Annotated in this window: 14 protein-coding genes; 6 read left to right on the top strand and 8 right to left on the bottom strand. The window is 49.4% G+C overall.

The annotated features are described in order from the left end of the window. Positions 1-192: 192 nt before the first annotated feature. Positions 193-1,353, top strand: a complete 1,161-nt coding sequence (locus GVJ32_RS14090) for a pyridoxal phosphate-dependent aminotransferase (protein ID WP_159240728.1) — start codon at positions 193-195, stop codon at positions 1,351-1,353. On the opposite strand, the gene GVJ32_RS14095 is transcribed toward GVJ32_RS14090, so the two are convergent. Next, positions 1,354-1,779: a group III truncated hemoglobin gene (locus GVJ32_RS14095; RefSeq protein WP_159240729.1), complete on the bottom strand. Its 426-nt coding sequence runs from the start codon at positions 1,777-1,779 to the stop codon at positions 1,354-1,356. It lies immediately after the preceding gene. 129 nt (positions 1,780-1,908) lie between these two features. Between GVJ32_RS14095 and GVJ32_RS14100 the strand changes: the two genes are divergently transcribed. Further along, the gene (locus tag GVJ32_RS14100) at positions 1,909-2,505 is read left to right on the top strand and encodes an NUDIX hydrolase (protein WP_235035142.1); all 597 of its coding nucleotides are present in this window, start codon (positions 1,909-1,911) and stop codon (positions 2,503-2,505) included. Here GVJ32_RS14100 and GVJ32_RS14105 read toward each other — a convergent pair. The 5 genes from GVJ32_RS14105 to hemJ all read right to left on the bottom strand — a co-directional run bounded on the left by GVJ32_RS14105 (position 2,488) and on the right by hemJ (position 6,928). Beyond that, on the bottom strand, positions 2,488-3,195 hold the full coding sequence (locus tag GVJ32_RS14105; RefSeq protein ID WP_159240731.1) for a hypothetical protein: 708 nt from the start codon (positions 3,193-3,195) through the stop codon (positions 2,488-2,490). The two genes, GVJ32_RS14100 and GVJ32_RS14105, sit on opposite strands and share 18 nt — an antisense overlap. Before the next feature lie 123 nt (positions 3,196-3,318). Next, positions 3,319-4,056, bottom strand: a complete 738-nt coding sequence (locus tag GVJ32_RS14110) for a TIGR04219 family outer membrane beta-barrel protein (RefSeq protein WP_159240732.1) — start codon at positions 4,054-4,056, stop codon at positions 3,319-3,321. Positions 4,057-4,124: 68 nt separating this feature from the next. Continuing rightward, positions 4,125-5,135, bottom strand: a complete 1,011-nt coding sequence (hemB, locus tag GVJ32_RS14115; RefSeq protein WP_159240733.1) for a porphobilinogen synthase — start codon at positions 5,133-5,135, stop codon at positions 4,125-4,127. 9 nt (positions 5,136-5,144) lie between these two features. Next, entirely contained in the window at positions 5,145-6,428 is a 1,284-nt protein-coding gene (gene hemL, locus GVJ32_RS14120; RefSeq protein ID WP_159240734.1) for a glutamate-1-semialdehyde 2,1-aminomutase, read from the bottom strand. A gap of 80 nt (positions 6,429-6,508) precedes the next feature. Then, the gene (gene hemJ, locus GVJ32_RS14125; RefSeq protein ID WP_159240735.1) at positions 6,509-6,928 is read right to left on the bottom strand and encodes a protoporphyrinogen oxidase HemJ; all 420 of its coding nucleotides are present in this window, start codon (positions 6,926-6,928) and stop codon (positions 6,509-6,511) included. 173 nt (positions 6,929-7,101) lie between these two features. Between hemJ and GVJ32_RS14130 the strand changes: the two genes are divergently transcribed. The 3 genes from GVJ32_RS14130 (at position 7,102) to erpA (ending at position 10,031) form a co-directional block, all read left to right on the top strand. Further along, positions 7,102-8,520, top strand: a complete 1,419-nt coding sequence (locus GVJ32_RS14130; RefSeq protein ID WP_235035143.1) for a chloride channel protein — start codon at positions 7,102-7,104, stop codon at positions 8,518-8,520. 15 nt (positions 8,521-8,535) lie between these two features. After that, positions 8,536-9,576 (top strand): N-acetyl-gamma-glutamyl-phosphate reductase, encoded by a 1,041-nt coding sequence (argC, locus tag GVJ32_RS14135; protein ID WP_159240736.1) that lies wholly within the window; start codon positions 8,536-8,538, stop codon positions 9,574-9,576. Positions 9,577-9,677: 101 nt separating this feature from the next. After that, the gene (gene erpA, locus GVJ32_RS14140; RefSeq protein WP_103684435.1) at positions 9,678-10,031 is read left to right on the top strand and encodes an iron-sulfur cluster insertion protein ErpA; all 354 of its coding nucleotides are present in this window, start codon (positions 9,678-9,680) and stop codon (positions 10,029-10,031) included. A gap of 94 nt (positions 10,032-10,125) precedes the next feature. On the opposite strand, the gene GVJ32_RS14145 is transcribed toward erpA, so the two are convergent. Together GVJ32_RS14145 and GVJ32_RS14150 are read right to left on the bottom strand one after the other, a co-directional pair. Next, complete coding sequence (locus tag GVJ32_RS14145; RefSeq protein ID WP_200841424.1) at positions 10,126-11,247, bottom strand: anhydro-N-acetylmuramic acid kinase; 1,122 nt, start codon at positions 11,245-11,247, stop codon at positions 10,126-10,128. Further along, positions 11,247-12,596, bottom strand: a complete 1,350-nt coding sequence (locus tag GVJ32_RS14150; RefSeq protein ID WP_159240737.1) for a peptidoglycan DD-metalloendopeptidase family protein — start codon at positions 12,594-12,596, stop codon at positions 11,247-11,249. The genes GVJ32_RS14145 and GVJ32_RS14150 overlap by 1 nt, the downstream gene beginning before the upstream one ends. Before the next feature lie 241 nt (positions 12,597-12,837). On the opposite strand from GVJ32_RS14150, the gene tyrS reads away from it, so the two are divergent. After that, positions 12,838-14,139 (top strand): tyrosine--tRNA ligase, encoded by a 1,302-nt coding sequence (gene tyrS / locus GVJ32_RS14155; RefSeq protein WP_159240738.1) that lies wholly within the window; start codon positions 12,838-12,840, stop codon positions 14,137-14,139. Positions 14,140-14,459 lie beyond the last annotated feature (320 nt).

Here is a 14,459-nt window from a genome sequence, read left to right on the forward strand (position 1 = left end):
TGTACAAGCCGTTAACCGCAAACTGCGGACATGCGCGACGACGCTGTGTCGCCAAACCGGCAAAACTACCAGATATGAGCCGCTCGCGCTACACGAAATTCATCTTAAGTGCATCTCATAGCCTGTTACGGTGATGTTAAGGTACTGCGGATAAAGCTACACTCCCATTTTTACTCAATAGAGACAGTATAGGTGAATAATTCCTTTGCGCGCCGACTTGCAGATATAGAGCCGTTTCGAGTGGTTGAGGTGTTAACTCGGGCTAAGCAGCTTGCTGCGGCGGGGCGAGATATAGTGCATATGGAAGCGGGCGAGCCAGATTTTAGTACGGTGGCGGCGGTTGTGAATGCCGCGAAGGCATCCTTGGATCGTGGCGAAACCCACTATACGCCGGCAGCGGGTATCCCTGAGTTGCGTCAGGCAATTTCGCGCTATTATCGTAATGACTATGGCTTAGACATTGCGCCAGAGCGAATCATGATTACGCCGGGTGCCTCGGGCGCCCTGTTGCTATTGGCAGGGTTATTAATTAACCCTGGTGATGGCATGTTAATGACGGATCCTGGTTATCCTTGCAACCGGCATTTTTTGCGCTTGGTTGAGGGGGAGGGGCAGTTGGTGCCGGTGGGGCCGGAGGATCGTTTTCAACTTAGTGCCGAAAAAGCTGAGCAATATTGGCAAGCCAATACCAAGGGCATTATGGTCGCGTCGCCGGCAAATCCGACCGGCGAAATTTTAACTGCAACCCAGCTGCGAGATCTGCAGTCACTGTGTGAGCGAAAAAATGGATATTTGGTTGTCGATGAAATTTATCACGGCTTAAATTACGGCGTAGACGCCCCCAGTATTTTATCCATCACCGATAAAGCTTTTGTGATTAACAGCTTTTCAAAATATTTTGGTATGACTGGGTGGCGCTTAGGCTGGTTAGTTGCACCAGAAGCAGCAGTGCCGCATTTAGAAAAATTAGCTCAGAACTTTTTTATATCGATGTCTACTATGGGGCAATACGCCGCTCTGGCTGCTTTTGAGCCTGAAACTAGAATAGAACTAAATCGGCGTCGTGATGAATTTGCGGCGCGGCGCGATTATTTGTTACCGGAATTGCGGGATTTGGGTTTTGATATTCCGCACTGCCCTGCAGGCGCTTTGTATTTGTACGCGGGCATAGAGCGATTTAAAACCAATAGCCAGCAATTTTGTTTGGATTTATTAGAAAACCACGGTATTGCGATCACCCCAGGTGAAGATTTTGGGCGTTATAAAGCGGATCAGCATGTGCGCTTTGCATACACTACTGGGCTAGATCGCTTAGAAGAAGCTGTCGCTCGACTTCGTCGCTTGTATGGGTAATTAATTCGGATCAAAAAGCTGTACGCCGTCGAGGGTGGTATTGGGGGGTGCTTTTTGTACGAGTGTAGTACCCATAGAGTTGGCAATACGGGCGGCGCGGGTTCTCATCGTTGTACAGTTCGTACCTTCAAAATGCTGGTCGATACTATTGTTTAACAGATGCAGCCAGCGGTGAAAATGGTGATGACTGAGATTGGCTTGTAGGTGAATGTTTTGGTGACGTTCAAAAAGTTGCCCGTGGTAAGACGTTTCGTTAAAAAGTAGTTGCGCCCAAAAGTCGACGACTCGGGGTAGGTGGTGTTCCAGTGAGAATGGTATGACGTCGTTAAAATAAAAACCGATGATGGGGTCTGCTAGTACGTCTTTATAAAAATATCTAAGTAATTCTTCAAGATCGCGGCGGTCAGTAATATCGGGTTTCGTCATAGCTATACATTCACTTTACACGGCAGGGTCAGGCCGTTGTCTGTGGGTGTTATTATGTAAATTATTTTTAGAACGGTAATGTTAGCACGAGTGCCGCTAAGTGGTTGGTTTGGGCTAAAGGGGTTGGTATTGATTAGTAAAACATCGGAAGCGATGGCGCTTCAGCATATTATTGAGCGCTTAGATAAGTTTAAGCCCCGCCAGCGATGGTGGCGGCGCTGGGTGAAGCGCTCAGCAGTGGCGTTAATTTTACGAGAGCTGAACGACCATATCGAAGTATTAATGATTAAACGAGCTGACCGAGAGGGTGACCCCTGGTCGGGGCATATGGCGTTTCCCGGTGGTAGAATGGATCGTGATGATGTTACCGGTTTGCGTACCGCGATTAGGGAAACCGAGGAAGAGACGGGTATTTACTTAGAAAAAGCGGGCCACTGTATTGGCCGCTTGTCGGATATCGTTAGTCGCCCCCATTCTGGTCGACGGCCGATGGTTGTGACGCCCTATGTTTTTAAGTTGCACACGGCGGTCAGTATTCAAGCAAATCATGAGGTAGCGGAGGCAGTATGGATTCCGTTGAGCTTTTTAATGGATCCTAGTCAGCGCGATACGATGGAGTGGCGCCGTGGTAAGTTGGCGATGACTTTGCCCTGCTACCATTTTGGTAAGCGCCGCATTTGGGGTATGTCCTTAAAAATGTTGGACGAGTTACTCAGTCTCGTTTGAGTTGTCGCTGTTTGCAGGTAGCGTTATGTCTTCAAGTCTTGTGGGTGGTCGAAAATCTAAATCTTCCGCGTCTGGCAGTGGGTTGCGCTGCTGTTCCCATAAATGAATTTTGGTTTCATTTAGTAATTGCCTTGCGCGGGTTTGTGGCTTTACCGCTTCAGCTATGGCGTCATCGGGCAGAATGTTTTTTATCCACGCTTCAAATACAGGCATGATGACTGGTGTCTTTTTTGTGTCTATGTACTGCCAGCGTGAGCCGTCTAGAATGTTTCCTGATACCCGCTGCTGCTTTACTGGCAGCCAGTAAACACCGCAGCTAGACAAGCTAAAGTCATCTTGGCGGCCAAAACTGATATTCGCTTTAAAGGGATTAAAGGCGTCGGCTGGTGGGTTGTCGATGCGCTTGAGAGCCATAACCCACTGGCTGCCTGGGGTGAATTCGTCTACCTCTGGGCGGCATAAGTCGTCTTTTTTACCCCAAATTCGAATTTGTTCGCGGTGTTCACTGCCCTGGAAAATAGTATCTACGATGAGATCAAAACCGTTGCCTTGGGTGGCGCCTACTTCGCCGTAAACTATTAAGTCTGCATTGGCATAGACCGATTTAAACGGGCCTTCCCACAGGCATTCACAGGTGAGCGCGACGGGGCTGATGATGAGTCCGGCAATGAGTGATAGAGTTTTCAACATAGTGCTTTTCATTTTGAATGGCGGTTCAGTAGTAAAGATATTGGGTTAGGAGTAATTAAGACAATTTTAAACAAAAAAGGCGCAATATCTTGCGCCTTTTTTGAGGGTTTCTTTTGGTGAGGGCTAAATATCGATAACCACACCTAAAAAGTAACCGTCTACAGTGACGTTGGCTTCTTCATTGTCATCTTCAAGATCAACATCGAAGTTGCGGTAACCTAGCTCAATTCCAACAATGCCAAACTCATAACCTAGGCCAAGACTTATATCGGTTATTTTATTGTCACCATAAGAAATAACGTTAGCGAGACCAGATGCGTATAGCCCAGTAAGCGGCAGCTCAAAGCGCGCATTGATATAGCCCATCGGTACTGGTGCATCAAGATCTATAGAGCCTTCGCCACTCGTGCCTTTAATGCTAACTTCGCCATCGAACATCCGTACCGTTACACCCACGTCAAGATTGACCCAGTTGTCTAGGATTTCGTAGTACAGGGTGGCGTCGGTATGGCTTAGGTCGGTGGTTGAATCTACGACTTCACTTTGAGCATAGCTTTTACCGTCGAAGGTAAAGGTTTTTGATAATGTGCCTTGCTCAGAAATATCGAGATCAGTGCGTTGTAGGCGAATATTGGGTATTACAGGGACGGGATGCTCTAGGGCTACGAAAAAGCTTTTGCCGGTTTCGTCGTCGTAGCCTAGGTCCTTGTTCATATCTACACTTTGAGAGCCTGCTTTAACATCACCTTCCCAGCTTTGCTTCCACATATAGGCGCCAGCCGTGGCACCGATGATATCAGCCTGAGTGGTAACAGATGCACTCGCTGCGAGTATTGCCAAGGCTATCAGTCGTTTTTGCATGGTAGATCCCCTGTAGTATGTAGTTTTATTCATCGTAACGATAAGTGTTGCATGTGACAGCGTAAACACTAGTTGTTAAGTAATAATGCCACGTCTTTGGCGAAATACGTGAGTATTCCGTCTGCGCCAGCGCGTTTGAACGCGAGTAGTGATTCCATCATGACCGCATTTTTGTCTAACCAGCCGTTTTCAAATGCCGCGCAGTGCATAGCGTATTCACCGCTGACTTGGTAGGCATAGGTGGGTACTGCTAGCTCCTCTTTTACGCGGCGGATAATGTCGAGATAGGGCATGCCGGGTTTAACCATGATCATATCGGCGCCTTCTGCTAGATCTAAAGCGCATTCGTGCAGGGCTTCGTTGCTGTTGGCGGGGTCCATTTGATAGGTGTATTTGTTGCCGCCACCGAGATTACCTGCTGAACCTACCGCATCGCGAAACGGGCCGTAATAGGCTGAGGCGTATTTTGCCGCGTAGCTCAGTATGCAGGTGTTGATGTGCCCTGTGCTTTCAAGCGCTTGGCGTATTGCGCCAATACGTCCGTCCATCATGTCCGAGGGGGCGACAATATCGGCGCCGGCATCCGCTTGCGCTTGCGCTTGTAGGCATAGGGTTTCTACGGTGCGGTCATTTAATACATAACCAGTATCGTCGATGATGCCGTCTTGCCCGTGGGTGGTGTAGGGGTCGAGGGCGACGTCGGTGATAATGCCAAGTTCGGGAACAGCATCTTTAATGGCTTTTATGGTGTTTTGAGCAAGGCCATTTTGGTTGTAAGCTTCTTCGGCTAGCAGCGATTTTTTGCCTGCGCCGACGACGGGGAAAAGCGCGATTGCGGGTATGCCTAGCGACGCGAGTAATTTCGCTTCTTTTACGAGTAGGTCAATGCTTAAGCGCTCGATACTTGGCATAGAGCCGATGGCTTGGCGTTCGTTGCTACCTTCACAGACAAACATGGGGTAGATCAGGTCGTTTACGCCCAGTTGATTCTCGCGCATTAACCGCCGAGTAAAGTCCTTGGCGCGCAGGCGGCGAAGTCGAGTATTGGGAAATGCACCGCGTTCAAGTGATTTAGTCATTGGCTTGCCTCAGCGCAGTGTGGCGAAAACACGTTCCGCAACATCTAGAGTGTCTTTTATATCGGCGTCACTGTGGGCCGATGACAGAAAGCCGGCTTCATAAGAGGCGGGAGCAAGATAAACACCACCTTCTAGCATGCCGTGGAAAAAGCGGTTAAAGCGATCGGTGTCGCAGGCCATTACTTGTTGGTAGTTAGTGATATGTTCTGCCTCGGTAAAGAATACCCCGAACATGCTGCCAACGTGATTGCTGGTCATGGCGATTCCGGCGGCTTTAGCGCGTTCTCTTAAGCCGTTTATAAGCATATCGGTCGCACGGAAAACCGGCTCGTAAAAACCGTCTTTTTCGATGTGCTTTAACATACAAAGACCGGCGGCCATCGCAATGGGATTGCCAGAGAGCGTTCCCGCTTGGTAGACCGGCCCGCTAGGCGCGATGTATTCCATAATTTCGCGCTTGCCGCCGAAGGCTGCCACCGGCATACCGCCGCCAATCACTTTGCCGAGGCAAGTAATGTCTGCATTCACACCGTAGTAGCCTTGCGCACCTTGTAGGCCAAGGCGGAACCCTGTCATTACTTCATCAATAATGAATACCGCACCACTTTGATCGCAGCATTCTCTTAAGCATTCTAGAAAACCGGGTATGGGGGGTACGCAGTTCATGTTGCCGGCAACGGGCTCTACAATAATGCAGGCAACTTGTTCGCCGTATTCGGCAAAGGCGGCGCGAACGCCATCGATGTCGTTGTAGCTCAGGGTGATGGTGTGTTCTGCCAATGCGGCGGGAACACCGGGTGAACTGGGTACCCCCATGGTCAGCGCGCCGGAGCCGGCTTTAATCAGCAATGAATCTGAGTGACCGTGATAGCAGCCTTCGAATTTGATGATTTTGTCGCGATTGGTATAGCCACGCGCAAGCCGGATGGCGCTCATGGTGGCTTCGGTGCCGGAATTAACCATGCGAACCATGTCCATGCCGGGCATGATACTGCAGAGTTTTTCGGCTAGTTGGGTTTCGATTTCCGTTGGTGCGCCAAAGCTGAGGCCTTTTTGCAGTTGTGCAGTGACGGTGGCGATGACATCTGGGTGGGCGTGACCGAGTAGCATGGGCCCCCACGATAATACGTAGTCGATGTATTTTTTGCCTTCAACGTCAAAAAGGTAAGGCCCTGAAGCGTGGTCGATAAATTTTGGGGTGCCACCGACCGCTTTAAATGCGCGCACCGGACTGTTAACGCCACCGGGAATACGGTGACGGGCGGTTTCAAATAATTGCTCAGAGCTAGTCATAGAAGAATCTTAATAATAAAAATGTAAGCGGGCATTATCCCGCGCTAGGTAAATTATCGCCAGTGCGGGGGTGGCTGGCCTCAAAAGGGTTTGAGTACCACTAAAAGCACAATCGCAAATAAGGCGATAACAGGTGCTTCGTTAAACCAGCGATAAAATACGTGCTGGCGCTGATTTTGGTCATTGGCGAATTTGTTAACTAAGTGGCCGCAGTACAGGTGGTAGGCGATAAGGCCGACTACAAAAAGTAATTTCAGATGCAGCCAGCCAGCACTGAGATAGTAGTCCATGTTTTGCGCAATAAGTAAGGCGCCGAACACAATGGTTAACACGGCGAATGGGCTTATAAAACGATACAGTTTGCGCTCCATGACTTTAAGGTAATCACGCGTGGCTTGGTCTTCTGCCATGGCATGGTAAACAAAGAGTCGGGGCAGATAAAAAATACCGGCAAACCAGCAAATAACCGCAATGATGTGAAAAGCTTTTAGCCAAAGCATGAGGGTGTGCCTAAATAGTTAGTGTGGGGCAATGGTAAAATCACATTTCTGGGTACTGGGTGTTGTCAGTGAATTAGCATACAATATCTGTCTGCCAATTGCGGCCCGCCGCATTAATTTTTATCTAGCGCATTCTCATTAAGCTCTGCCGCCTGCACAGGCCCCTTGATTACATGACCGCCAATAACAAACGTACACAGACTGCTCGCAGACTTCGTCTGTGGTGGACGCTGGGCAATCGTCACACGCGTCGGCAGTTAGGTACGGTAGAAGACTGGAAAACCCGCGGTGTGTTTTGGTTCGGTGCCTTAACGGTTGGCTTGGTTATCCAAGGATTTGCTTGGCTGTCAGAAGAAAGCTTTTCAATTACCCAGCATGTTTTTGATCGCTACCCATATGCCTTTTTGATTATCACACCATTCGGTCTAATGGCGATTGTGTGGGTCATGAATATGGGAGGGAAGGCGGCCAGAGGTAGTGGTATTCCTCAGGTATTGTTGGCGCATAAGCAAAGTTATCATTGGTTACGGGTGCCGTTTCTTTCTCTGCGAGTGGCAACATTGAAGGTGCTTTTGACCTGCGCTGGCTTATTGGTGGGTGCAACAGTCGGGCGAGAAGGGCCTAGCGTTCATGTTGGCGCCGCACTAATGTATAAATTTGGTACATGGGCCAAGTTAAAGCAGAAACAGGTAGAGAGTAGCTTGATTGTAGCGGGGGGCGCTGCCGGTGTATCGGCTGCTTTCAATGCGCCGTTGGCGGGTATCGTGTTTGCAATCGAAGAGCTTCAGCAGTCGATGGAGGCGAGAACCACCGGTACCTTTATTATGGCGATTATTCTCTCGGGGGTGGTTGTATTGGCCTTCGCTGGGCACTACAGCTATTTTGGCGTTCCAGATGTAACTGCGCTCCCTTTGGTAGATTATCCTTATATTATTGGCGTGAGCGTTGCTTGTGGCTTATTAGGCGGTTTGTTTAGCTTGTTTTTAGTACAGGGTAATCGGGCTATTGCGCCGTTTGTGATGAAGAGTCCGCTGCGAGTCGCGTTTATAATCGGCATCTTTTTGGCAGGGATGGCAATTCTGTCTGGTGGCCTAACGATGGGTAGCGGCTACGTTGAGGCGAGGGCTCTGTTAGCAGGAGAGGCTGAGGGAAGTTGGTTGACCGCTGGTGGCAAAGTGTTAGCGACACTGCTGACTTACTTTAGCGGCATACCTGGCGGTATTTTCTCGCCAAGTTTAGCCGCCGGTGCAGAACTTGGTTCGGCTATGGGTCCCATGTTTCCCCAGGTGCCTGCGGTGTCTTTGATATTGGTTGGTATGGCGAGTTATTTTGCTGGCGTGGTTCAGCGCCCAATCACCGCATTTGTTATTGTGCTGGAGTTGACGGGCAATAATCACGATATACTACCAGCCCTTATGGTTAGTGCGCTTGTCGCAACAGCGGTGTCAAAGCTGGTGATGACAGAGCCGGTTTACCATGTGTTGGCGAGAGATTTAGTGCGCGGCTGGGATCACTTGTTGCGTGAAAAAGAAGAATCAGAGTTGGTGGCAACTAATGACGTCGTTGCAGATCAAAAGAATGAACAGCGTTAAGGGAGAAATATTCAGGTGCTAAAAGTTGGGATAGTGGGTGGTACTGGTTACACCGGAGCTGAATTGCTGCGTTTATTCTCTACTCATGCCGAGGCAGAGGTGGCAATGATTACCTCGCGTGCGGAAGATGGTGTTCCGGTTGATGAGTTATTTCCGAGTTTGCGCGGGGCAATTGATTTACGTTTTACCGCCCCGGATGTGAAGGCGCTGGCGAGTTGCGATGTGGTGTTTTTTGCGACGCCTCACAATGTTGCCATGAACATGGTGCCAGAATTGCTCGCAGCGGGAACCCGTATCATCGACCTGTCTGCAGATTTTCGGATTAGCGACGCTGAGCTATGGTCTAAATGGTACAACGAAGAGCATGTGTGCCCAGATGTGTTAGCGACGGCTGTGTACGGTTTACCTGAGCGTAATGCCGATAAAATTCGAGACGCTCAGTTGATCGCCTGTCCCGGTTGTTATCCAACGGCGATAGAGCTTGGTTTGATTCCTTTACTTGAGCAAAAGCTGGTTGATCCCAAGCGCTTGATCGCGAGTGCGGCGTCGGGCGTGAGTGGTGCGGGGCGCCAGGCGAAGCTTGATAATATTTACGCGGAACTGTCCGAAAGCTTTAAGGCTTATGGTGTAGCAGGTCACCGTCATTTGCCTGAAATAGAACAGGAATTGGCTTTGGCTGCGGGCGGTCCTGTAGGGCTGACTTTTACACCGCATTTGTTACCGCAGGTACGGGGCATTCACGCGACCTTGTTCTCAGAGCTATTAGATCCTGCGGTATCTTTGGATGAGCTGCAGTTTATGTTTGAAAAGCGTTACGCTGATGCGCCTTTTGTCGATGTAATGCCTTTGGGTAGTTTGCCGCAAACACGCTCAGTACGTGGTGCTAATACCTGCCGTATAGCTGTCTATCGTCCGCAGAATCGAGACACCGTAGTGGTCTTGTCGGTCATTGATAACTTGGTGAAGGGTGCTTCCGGTCAAGCTATTCAGAACATGAATATTATGTTCGGCTTACCAGAAACGATGGGGTTGCAGGGCTTGGCCTTGTTGCCTTAATACGTCGCTGAGGGTTTAATACTTGACTAAATTAGTCGGAAAAGCCGATAATTGCGTTAGTTGTGGTACAAATTTGTGCCAATGTAGTAGCGAGGTGATATATGTCTGCGGTTGAACAATTCACGCCGTCAGTCCTAACATTGACGGATAAGGCGGTGGCAAAGGTTAGAAGCCTAGTCGAGTCAGAAGCTAACGATGATTTGAAATTGCGCGTGTTTGTCACTGGAGGGGGCTGTTCTGGGTTTCAGTACGGTTTCACTTTTGATGAAATTGCTGAAGAAGACGACACGCTAGTGCAGCGCGATGGTGTCACCGTACTGGTCGATCCATTAAGTTATCAGTACATTGACGGTGCGCAGGTTGATTACACGGAGGGGCTTGAGGGCTCGCGCTTTGTAGTCAGCAATCCAAATGCTAGTACTACCTGTGGTTGTGGGTCTTCGTTTTCGGTTTAGTTTTATCTCGGCCTGACGCTCGTTGGGCCGATCTCTGCTCCATTCTCGTTCTTACTACTTTCCTTATAAGTGTTGCTGAAACTTTGCGTCGCTGTCACGCGGGATAAATTGCACCGAGTATACGTGGTCCGTCAGCGCCGGTGACGGTGGGGATATTACCTGGAAGTTGGTTTAGCGTTTGTTTGGCTAGCCATGCAAATGCTACGGCCTCTACCCAGTCGGGTGGAATGCCAAGTACGCGGGTATCTTCGACTCGGCGAGATGGGAGTAGCGCGCTAATACGTTTGCGAAGAGCAAGATTGGCGCTGCCGCCGCCGCATATGAAAACGGGGGTAATGCCTGTGCTGGACTTTTCTATGGCATCGCAAATACTGCGCGCCGTGAGCTCCAGTAGTGTTGCCTGCACATCCTCTGCTGCAAGGCTTGGAAAATGGCTTAAAGCATCGAAGATGGATTTTTGATTGAATTGCTCGCGTCCCGTACTTTTAGGTCCAGACTGGGCGTAAAACGGTAGCTGTAAAAAATGCTCTAATAATTTCGAATGACATATTCCGCTGGCGGCCCAGTTGCCGTCGCGATCAAAGTCTTGTTTTAAATTTGTGTGTATCCAGCTGTCCATCAGTACATTGCCGGGGCCGGTATCGAAACCGATAACATCGCCATTTTTCTTTAGAAGGCTAATATTGGCCATGCCGCCAATATTTAGAATAACGCGTTCTTCGTTCTCGCTAGCAAATGCCGCGGCGTGAAAGGCGGGTACCAGTGGCGCTCCCTGGCCGCCGGCGGCAATATCGCGCCGCCGAAAGTCGGCGATGGTGGTGATGCCACTTAATTCCGCGATTGTGTTTGGGTCGCCAATTTGCAAGGTAAATGCTTGGTTCCTGTCGCGCGTTGTATCTGGCGGGCGGTGTCTTACTGTCTGGCCGTGGCTGCCAATTGCGGTGACGTCGGCGGGGCTGATGTTCGCGCTGGCGCAGAGTTGCAGGACGGCATTGGCAAAAACGTGGCCGATTTCTCGATCGGTTTTGCCTAGTAGCTCAATCTCGTCGGCGCTTGTGGCGCAGAGCGTGAGTATGTCTGCTTTTAGCTCGACTGGCAGAGTTGCCGAAATACTGTGTTCAAAGTGGATGTTGTCATTGTCATCGACGGTAATTAGCGCTGCGTCGATGCCATCTAGACTGGTGCCGGACATCAAGCCAATGTACTTCGAGATCATCAGCCTGCGTCGATATTGTTATAACTGCGCTGGGCAGCGTAGGTCTTTAGCTGAAGTTGCATGCCAGAGATCTGGCTTTTGAAAATTGACATCTCGCCAGCATTCACCTTTGTAGGCGGCGGCAGCTTAGTGACGATTGTTGCAGGGTTGCGGTGTACGCCGTTAACTAAAAATTCGTAGTGCAGGTGTGGTCCCGTCGCGTAGCCAGTGGAGCCAACCCAGCCAATGGTTTCGCGCTGCCGAACCCGCTCGCCCTTTGATACGGCACGCTTATGTAAGTGGAGGTATTTGGTGATATAGGCCTCGCCGTGCTTGATGAACACGTAATTGCCGTTAGCTTTTGAGTAGCCCGCGTCTGAAACCCGGCCATCGCCCGCGGCATATACTGGAGTTCCGCGGGGGGCGGCGTAGTCTATGCCGCGATGTGGACGTACTGTTTTAAAGACAGGGTGTAGGCGCTTGGGATTGAAGCCAGAGCTGATGCGTGTGAAGTCCAGCGGCGCTCGCAAGAAAGCCTTGCGCATGCTTTCACCGCTTTCCGAAAAGTAGTCGACGTCGCCGCGACTATTTATATAGCGGTAGGCTTGAAACGAGCGGCCTTGGTTAAAATATTGTGCGGCTAGGATTTGCCCGCTGCCTAAACGTTCGCCATTTAAATAGAGATCTTCGTATATGACGATAAAATAATCATCTTTGCGGACGTCGTATACGAAATCTAAAACACCGCCGAAAATATTGGCGAGCTCCATGATGATGCTCTGATTTACGCCAGCATCTTGCGCTGCTTTATATAATGATGAAGTGATGGTGGCACTGGCTACTCGCTGTCGGATTTCGGGTGTTTCTGCGAGTTCTGTGGTGCCAAAGCCTGTTACGCCGCGTTCAAAAACAAGGCTATTGAGCTTGTCTACTTGGTAGCTTAAGGCGGCGAGTTTACCGTTGTCATCTATCTGGAATGATAACTTCTGTCCGGGACGAATTTTATTAAGCGCTTTTGCTTTGGGGGCGGTTGTTAATAATTCGTGAAGGTCTTGTGGTGTAAGGTCTGCGCGGCTAAAAATAGCAGAAAGTGAATCACCTGATTTAACCTGTACTTCTGCCCACGGCTTTTCAGCCTCTTCTGTGGGGGTGGTGTCGGCGCCTATCGAGCTGCTCGCTGCTCTGGTCGGGCTGAGTTCGAGGTTTAGTGGAATGGCTGTGCGTTTTGCTTCAGCATTTTCGCCGGGCAGTAACAATAGAGACAATCCAAGCGCGATAAGAGTCGATGCGGCAAGAGCCAAATGGCGTCGCGGAAATTTGCCGTTAATGCCTTTGCGAACGGCGTGCCTTTTGGGTATCCAATTTTGCATAGTTCTAATTACTACATGCCTGTTGGTGGTTTTTTACGCAGTATAACAAATGTACTGCGTGCTTAAAGCCCGTAAAAACCGAAACTTAAAGTAGATTCTAGCTTGAGTGCGCCGGCCTGTCAGCTTTTCGCGGTTTGCATTTGTTGTCGGTTGTTGTATCTTGCCGGCTCTTCGGTATTTTCCTGATTTTGCAGATTACCTGAATGGGGTGATTTGCGCTTCTTTATATGAAGGTCGGTGTATGACAGCGGTAAACGCAGATTTACTCACAGAATTAGAGGCGAGAGGTTTGGTCGCGCAAATGACCGGCGAAAATGGTTTGTCCGAGTATCTGTCGGAGGGGGCGCGCACTTTATATTGCGGTTTTGACCCTACTGCAGACAGTCTTCATATCGGTCATCTTGTGCCACTGTTGGCGTTGCGTCGTTTTCAACAGGCTGGCCACAAGCCAATAGCGTTGGTTGGTGGTGCGACGGGCCTTATTGGTGACCCAAGCTTTAAGGCGCAGGAGCGGCAGTTAAATACGTCGGATGTTGTTGCGAATTGGGTTGATCGCCTAAAGGCGCAGGTTTCGCGGTTTATTGATTTTGATTGTGGCGAAAACTCAGCTGAGGTCGCGAATAACTTAGATTGGTTTGGTTCAATGTCGGCGCTTGAATTTTTGCGTGATATTGGTAAGCACTTCTCTGTAAATAGCATGATTGCCAAGGAATCGGTGAAGCAGCGTATTAATAGAGAGGGTTCGGGGATCTCCTTCACCGAGTTTAGTTATTCTTTATTGCAGGGAATGGATTTTTCCGAGTTATATAAAAGATACGGTTGTACCTTGCAGTTAGGTGGCTCTGATCAGTGGGGTAATATTATCGCGGGGGTGGATCTCACTCGTCGCCAGCATGGTGCTGCTGTTCACGGCCTAACTATGCCGCTGGTAACTAAAGCGGATGGCACAAAATTTGGTAAAACGGAGTCCGGCACCATTTGGCTTGATCCGGCTAAGACCTCACCGTATGCCTTCTACCAGTTCTGGCTTGGCACTGCTGATGCAGATGTTTATAAATTCCTCCGTTACTTTACCTTTCTGTCTCTCAAGGATGTTGATGCTATTGAAGCAGAGGATCGCGAAGTGGGGCGCCCAGCTGCGCAGCGTGTGCTTGCTGAAGAAATGACGAAGTTGATTCACGGTGCCGATGAATTAGCTGGGGCGCAGCGTATTACCGAGGCGCTGTTTTCTGGTGAATTGACTGAATTGTCTGCGGGTGACTTTCAGCAATTGCAGTTAGACGGGTTGCCGACGGCCGAGTTGGGGCGCGATGATTTGAAAGATAAGCCATTAACCCAGCTGCTTGCGGATATAGGTATGGGTGTTGGCAAGCAAATAAAAGACGCATTGGGTCGCAATGCCGTATTGATTAATGGTGTCGCGGTTGGTCTGGCGGACAATATGAGGCTGGAAGATGTGTTTTCTGACGCATCGGCATTGTTCGAGAAGTACTACCTCGTAAAGTTAGGTAAAAAGAAATATCAGCTAGTGGTGATTAAGTAAGCAGTTTGCTTATTTAATCGCCGTTAAGTGGTTGATAAATAACCGAAGTGAGTGGTTTTTGTACGTCGGTAAATGTTTTTAAAATTCTTTGTAAAAGTGTGTTGACTCCCATCGCGGTATCTCTATAATGCGCCTCCTCAACTGCTGACGCGGACTTCACCGAGGTGAGGGAAGCGGATTTAAGAAGCGGTTGAGGTGGTAAGAAAGTTTAAAAAACTACTTGCTACTGAGGACGAAGTATATATAATACGCCTCCTCGCTTAAGGGCAACAACTTAAGCAAAATCAAAACCCTGGCGGTTTTGAGTTATTTAAAAACAA

The sequence above is a fragment of the Zhongshania aliphaticivorans genome (assembly GCF_902705855.1).
Taxonomy (GTDB): Bacteria; Pseudomonadota; Gammaproteobacteria; order Pseudomonadales; family Spongiibacteraceae; genus Spongiibacter; species Spongiibacter aliphaticivorans_B.

Coding starts and splice junctions, on each gene's coding strand:
- GVJ32_RS14095 (WP_159240729.1), bottom strand. CDS start 1,779: ATGACGAAACCCGATATTACTGACCGCCGCGATCTTGAAGAATTACTT.
- GVJ32_RS14105 (WP_159240731.1), bottom strand. CDS start 3,195: ATGTTGAAAACTCTATCACTCATTGCCGGACTCATCATCAGCCCCGTC.
- GVJ32_RS14110 (WP_159240732.1), bottom strand. CDS start 4,056: ATGCAAAAACGACTGATAGCCTTGGCAATACTCGCAGCGAGTGCATCT.
- hemB (WP_159240733.1), bottom strand. CDS start 5,135: ATGACTAAATCACTTGAACGCGGTGCATTTCCCAATACTCGACTTCGC.
- hemL (WP_159240734.1), bottom strand. CDS start 6,428: ATGACTAGCTCTGAGCAATTATTTGAAACCGCCCGTCACCGTATTCCC.
- hemJ (WP_159240735.1), bottom strand. CDS start 6,928: ATGCTTTGGCTAAAAGCTTTTCACATCATTGCGGTTATTTGCTGGTTT.
- GVJ32_RS14130 (WP_235035143.1), top strand. CDS start 7,102: ATGACCGCCAATAACAAACGTACACAGACTGCTCGCAGACTTCGTCTG.
- erpA (WP_103684435.1), top strand. CDS start 9,678: ATGTCTGCGGTTGAACAATTCACGCCGTCAGTCCTAACATTGACGGAT.
- GVJ32_RS14145 (WP_200841424.1), bottom strand. CDS start 11,247: ATGATCTCGAAGTACATTGGCTTGATGTCCGGCACCAGTCTAGATGGC.
- GVJ32_RS14150 (WP_159240737.1), bottom strand. CDS start 12,596: ATGCAAAATTGGATACCCAAAAGGCACGCCGTTCGCAAAGGCATTAAC.
- tyrS (WP_159240738.1), top strand. CDS start 12,838: ATGACAGCGGTAAACGCAGATTTACTCACAGAATTAGAGGCGAGAGGT.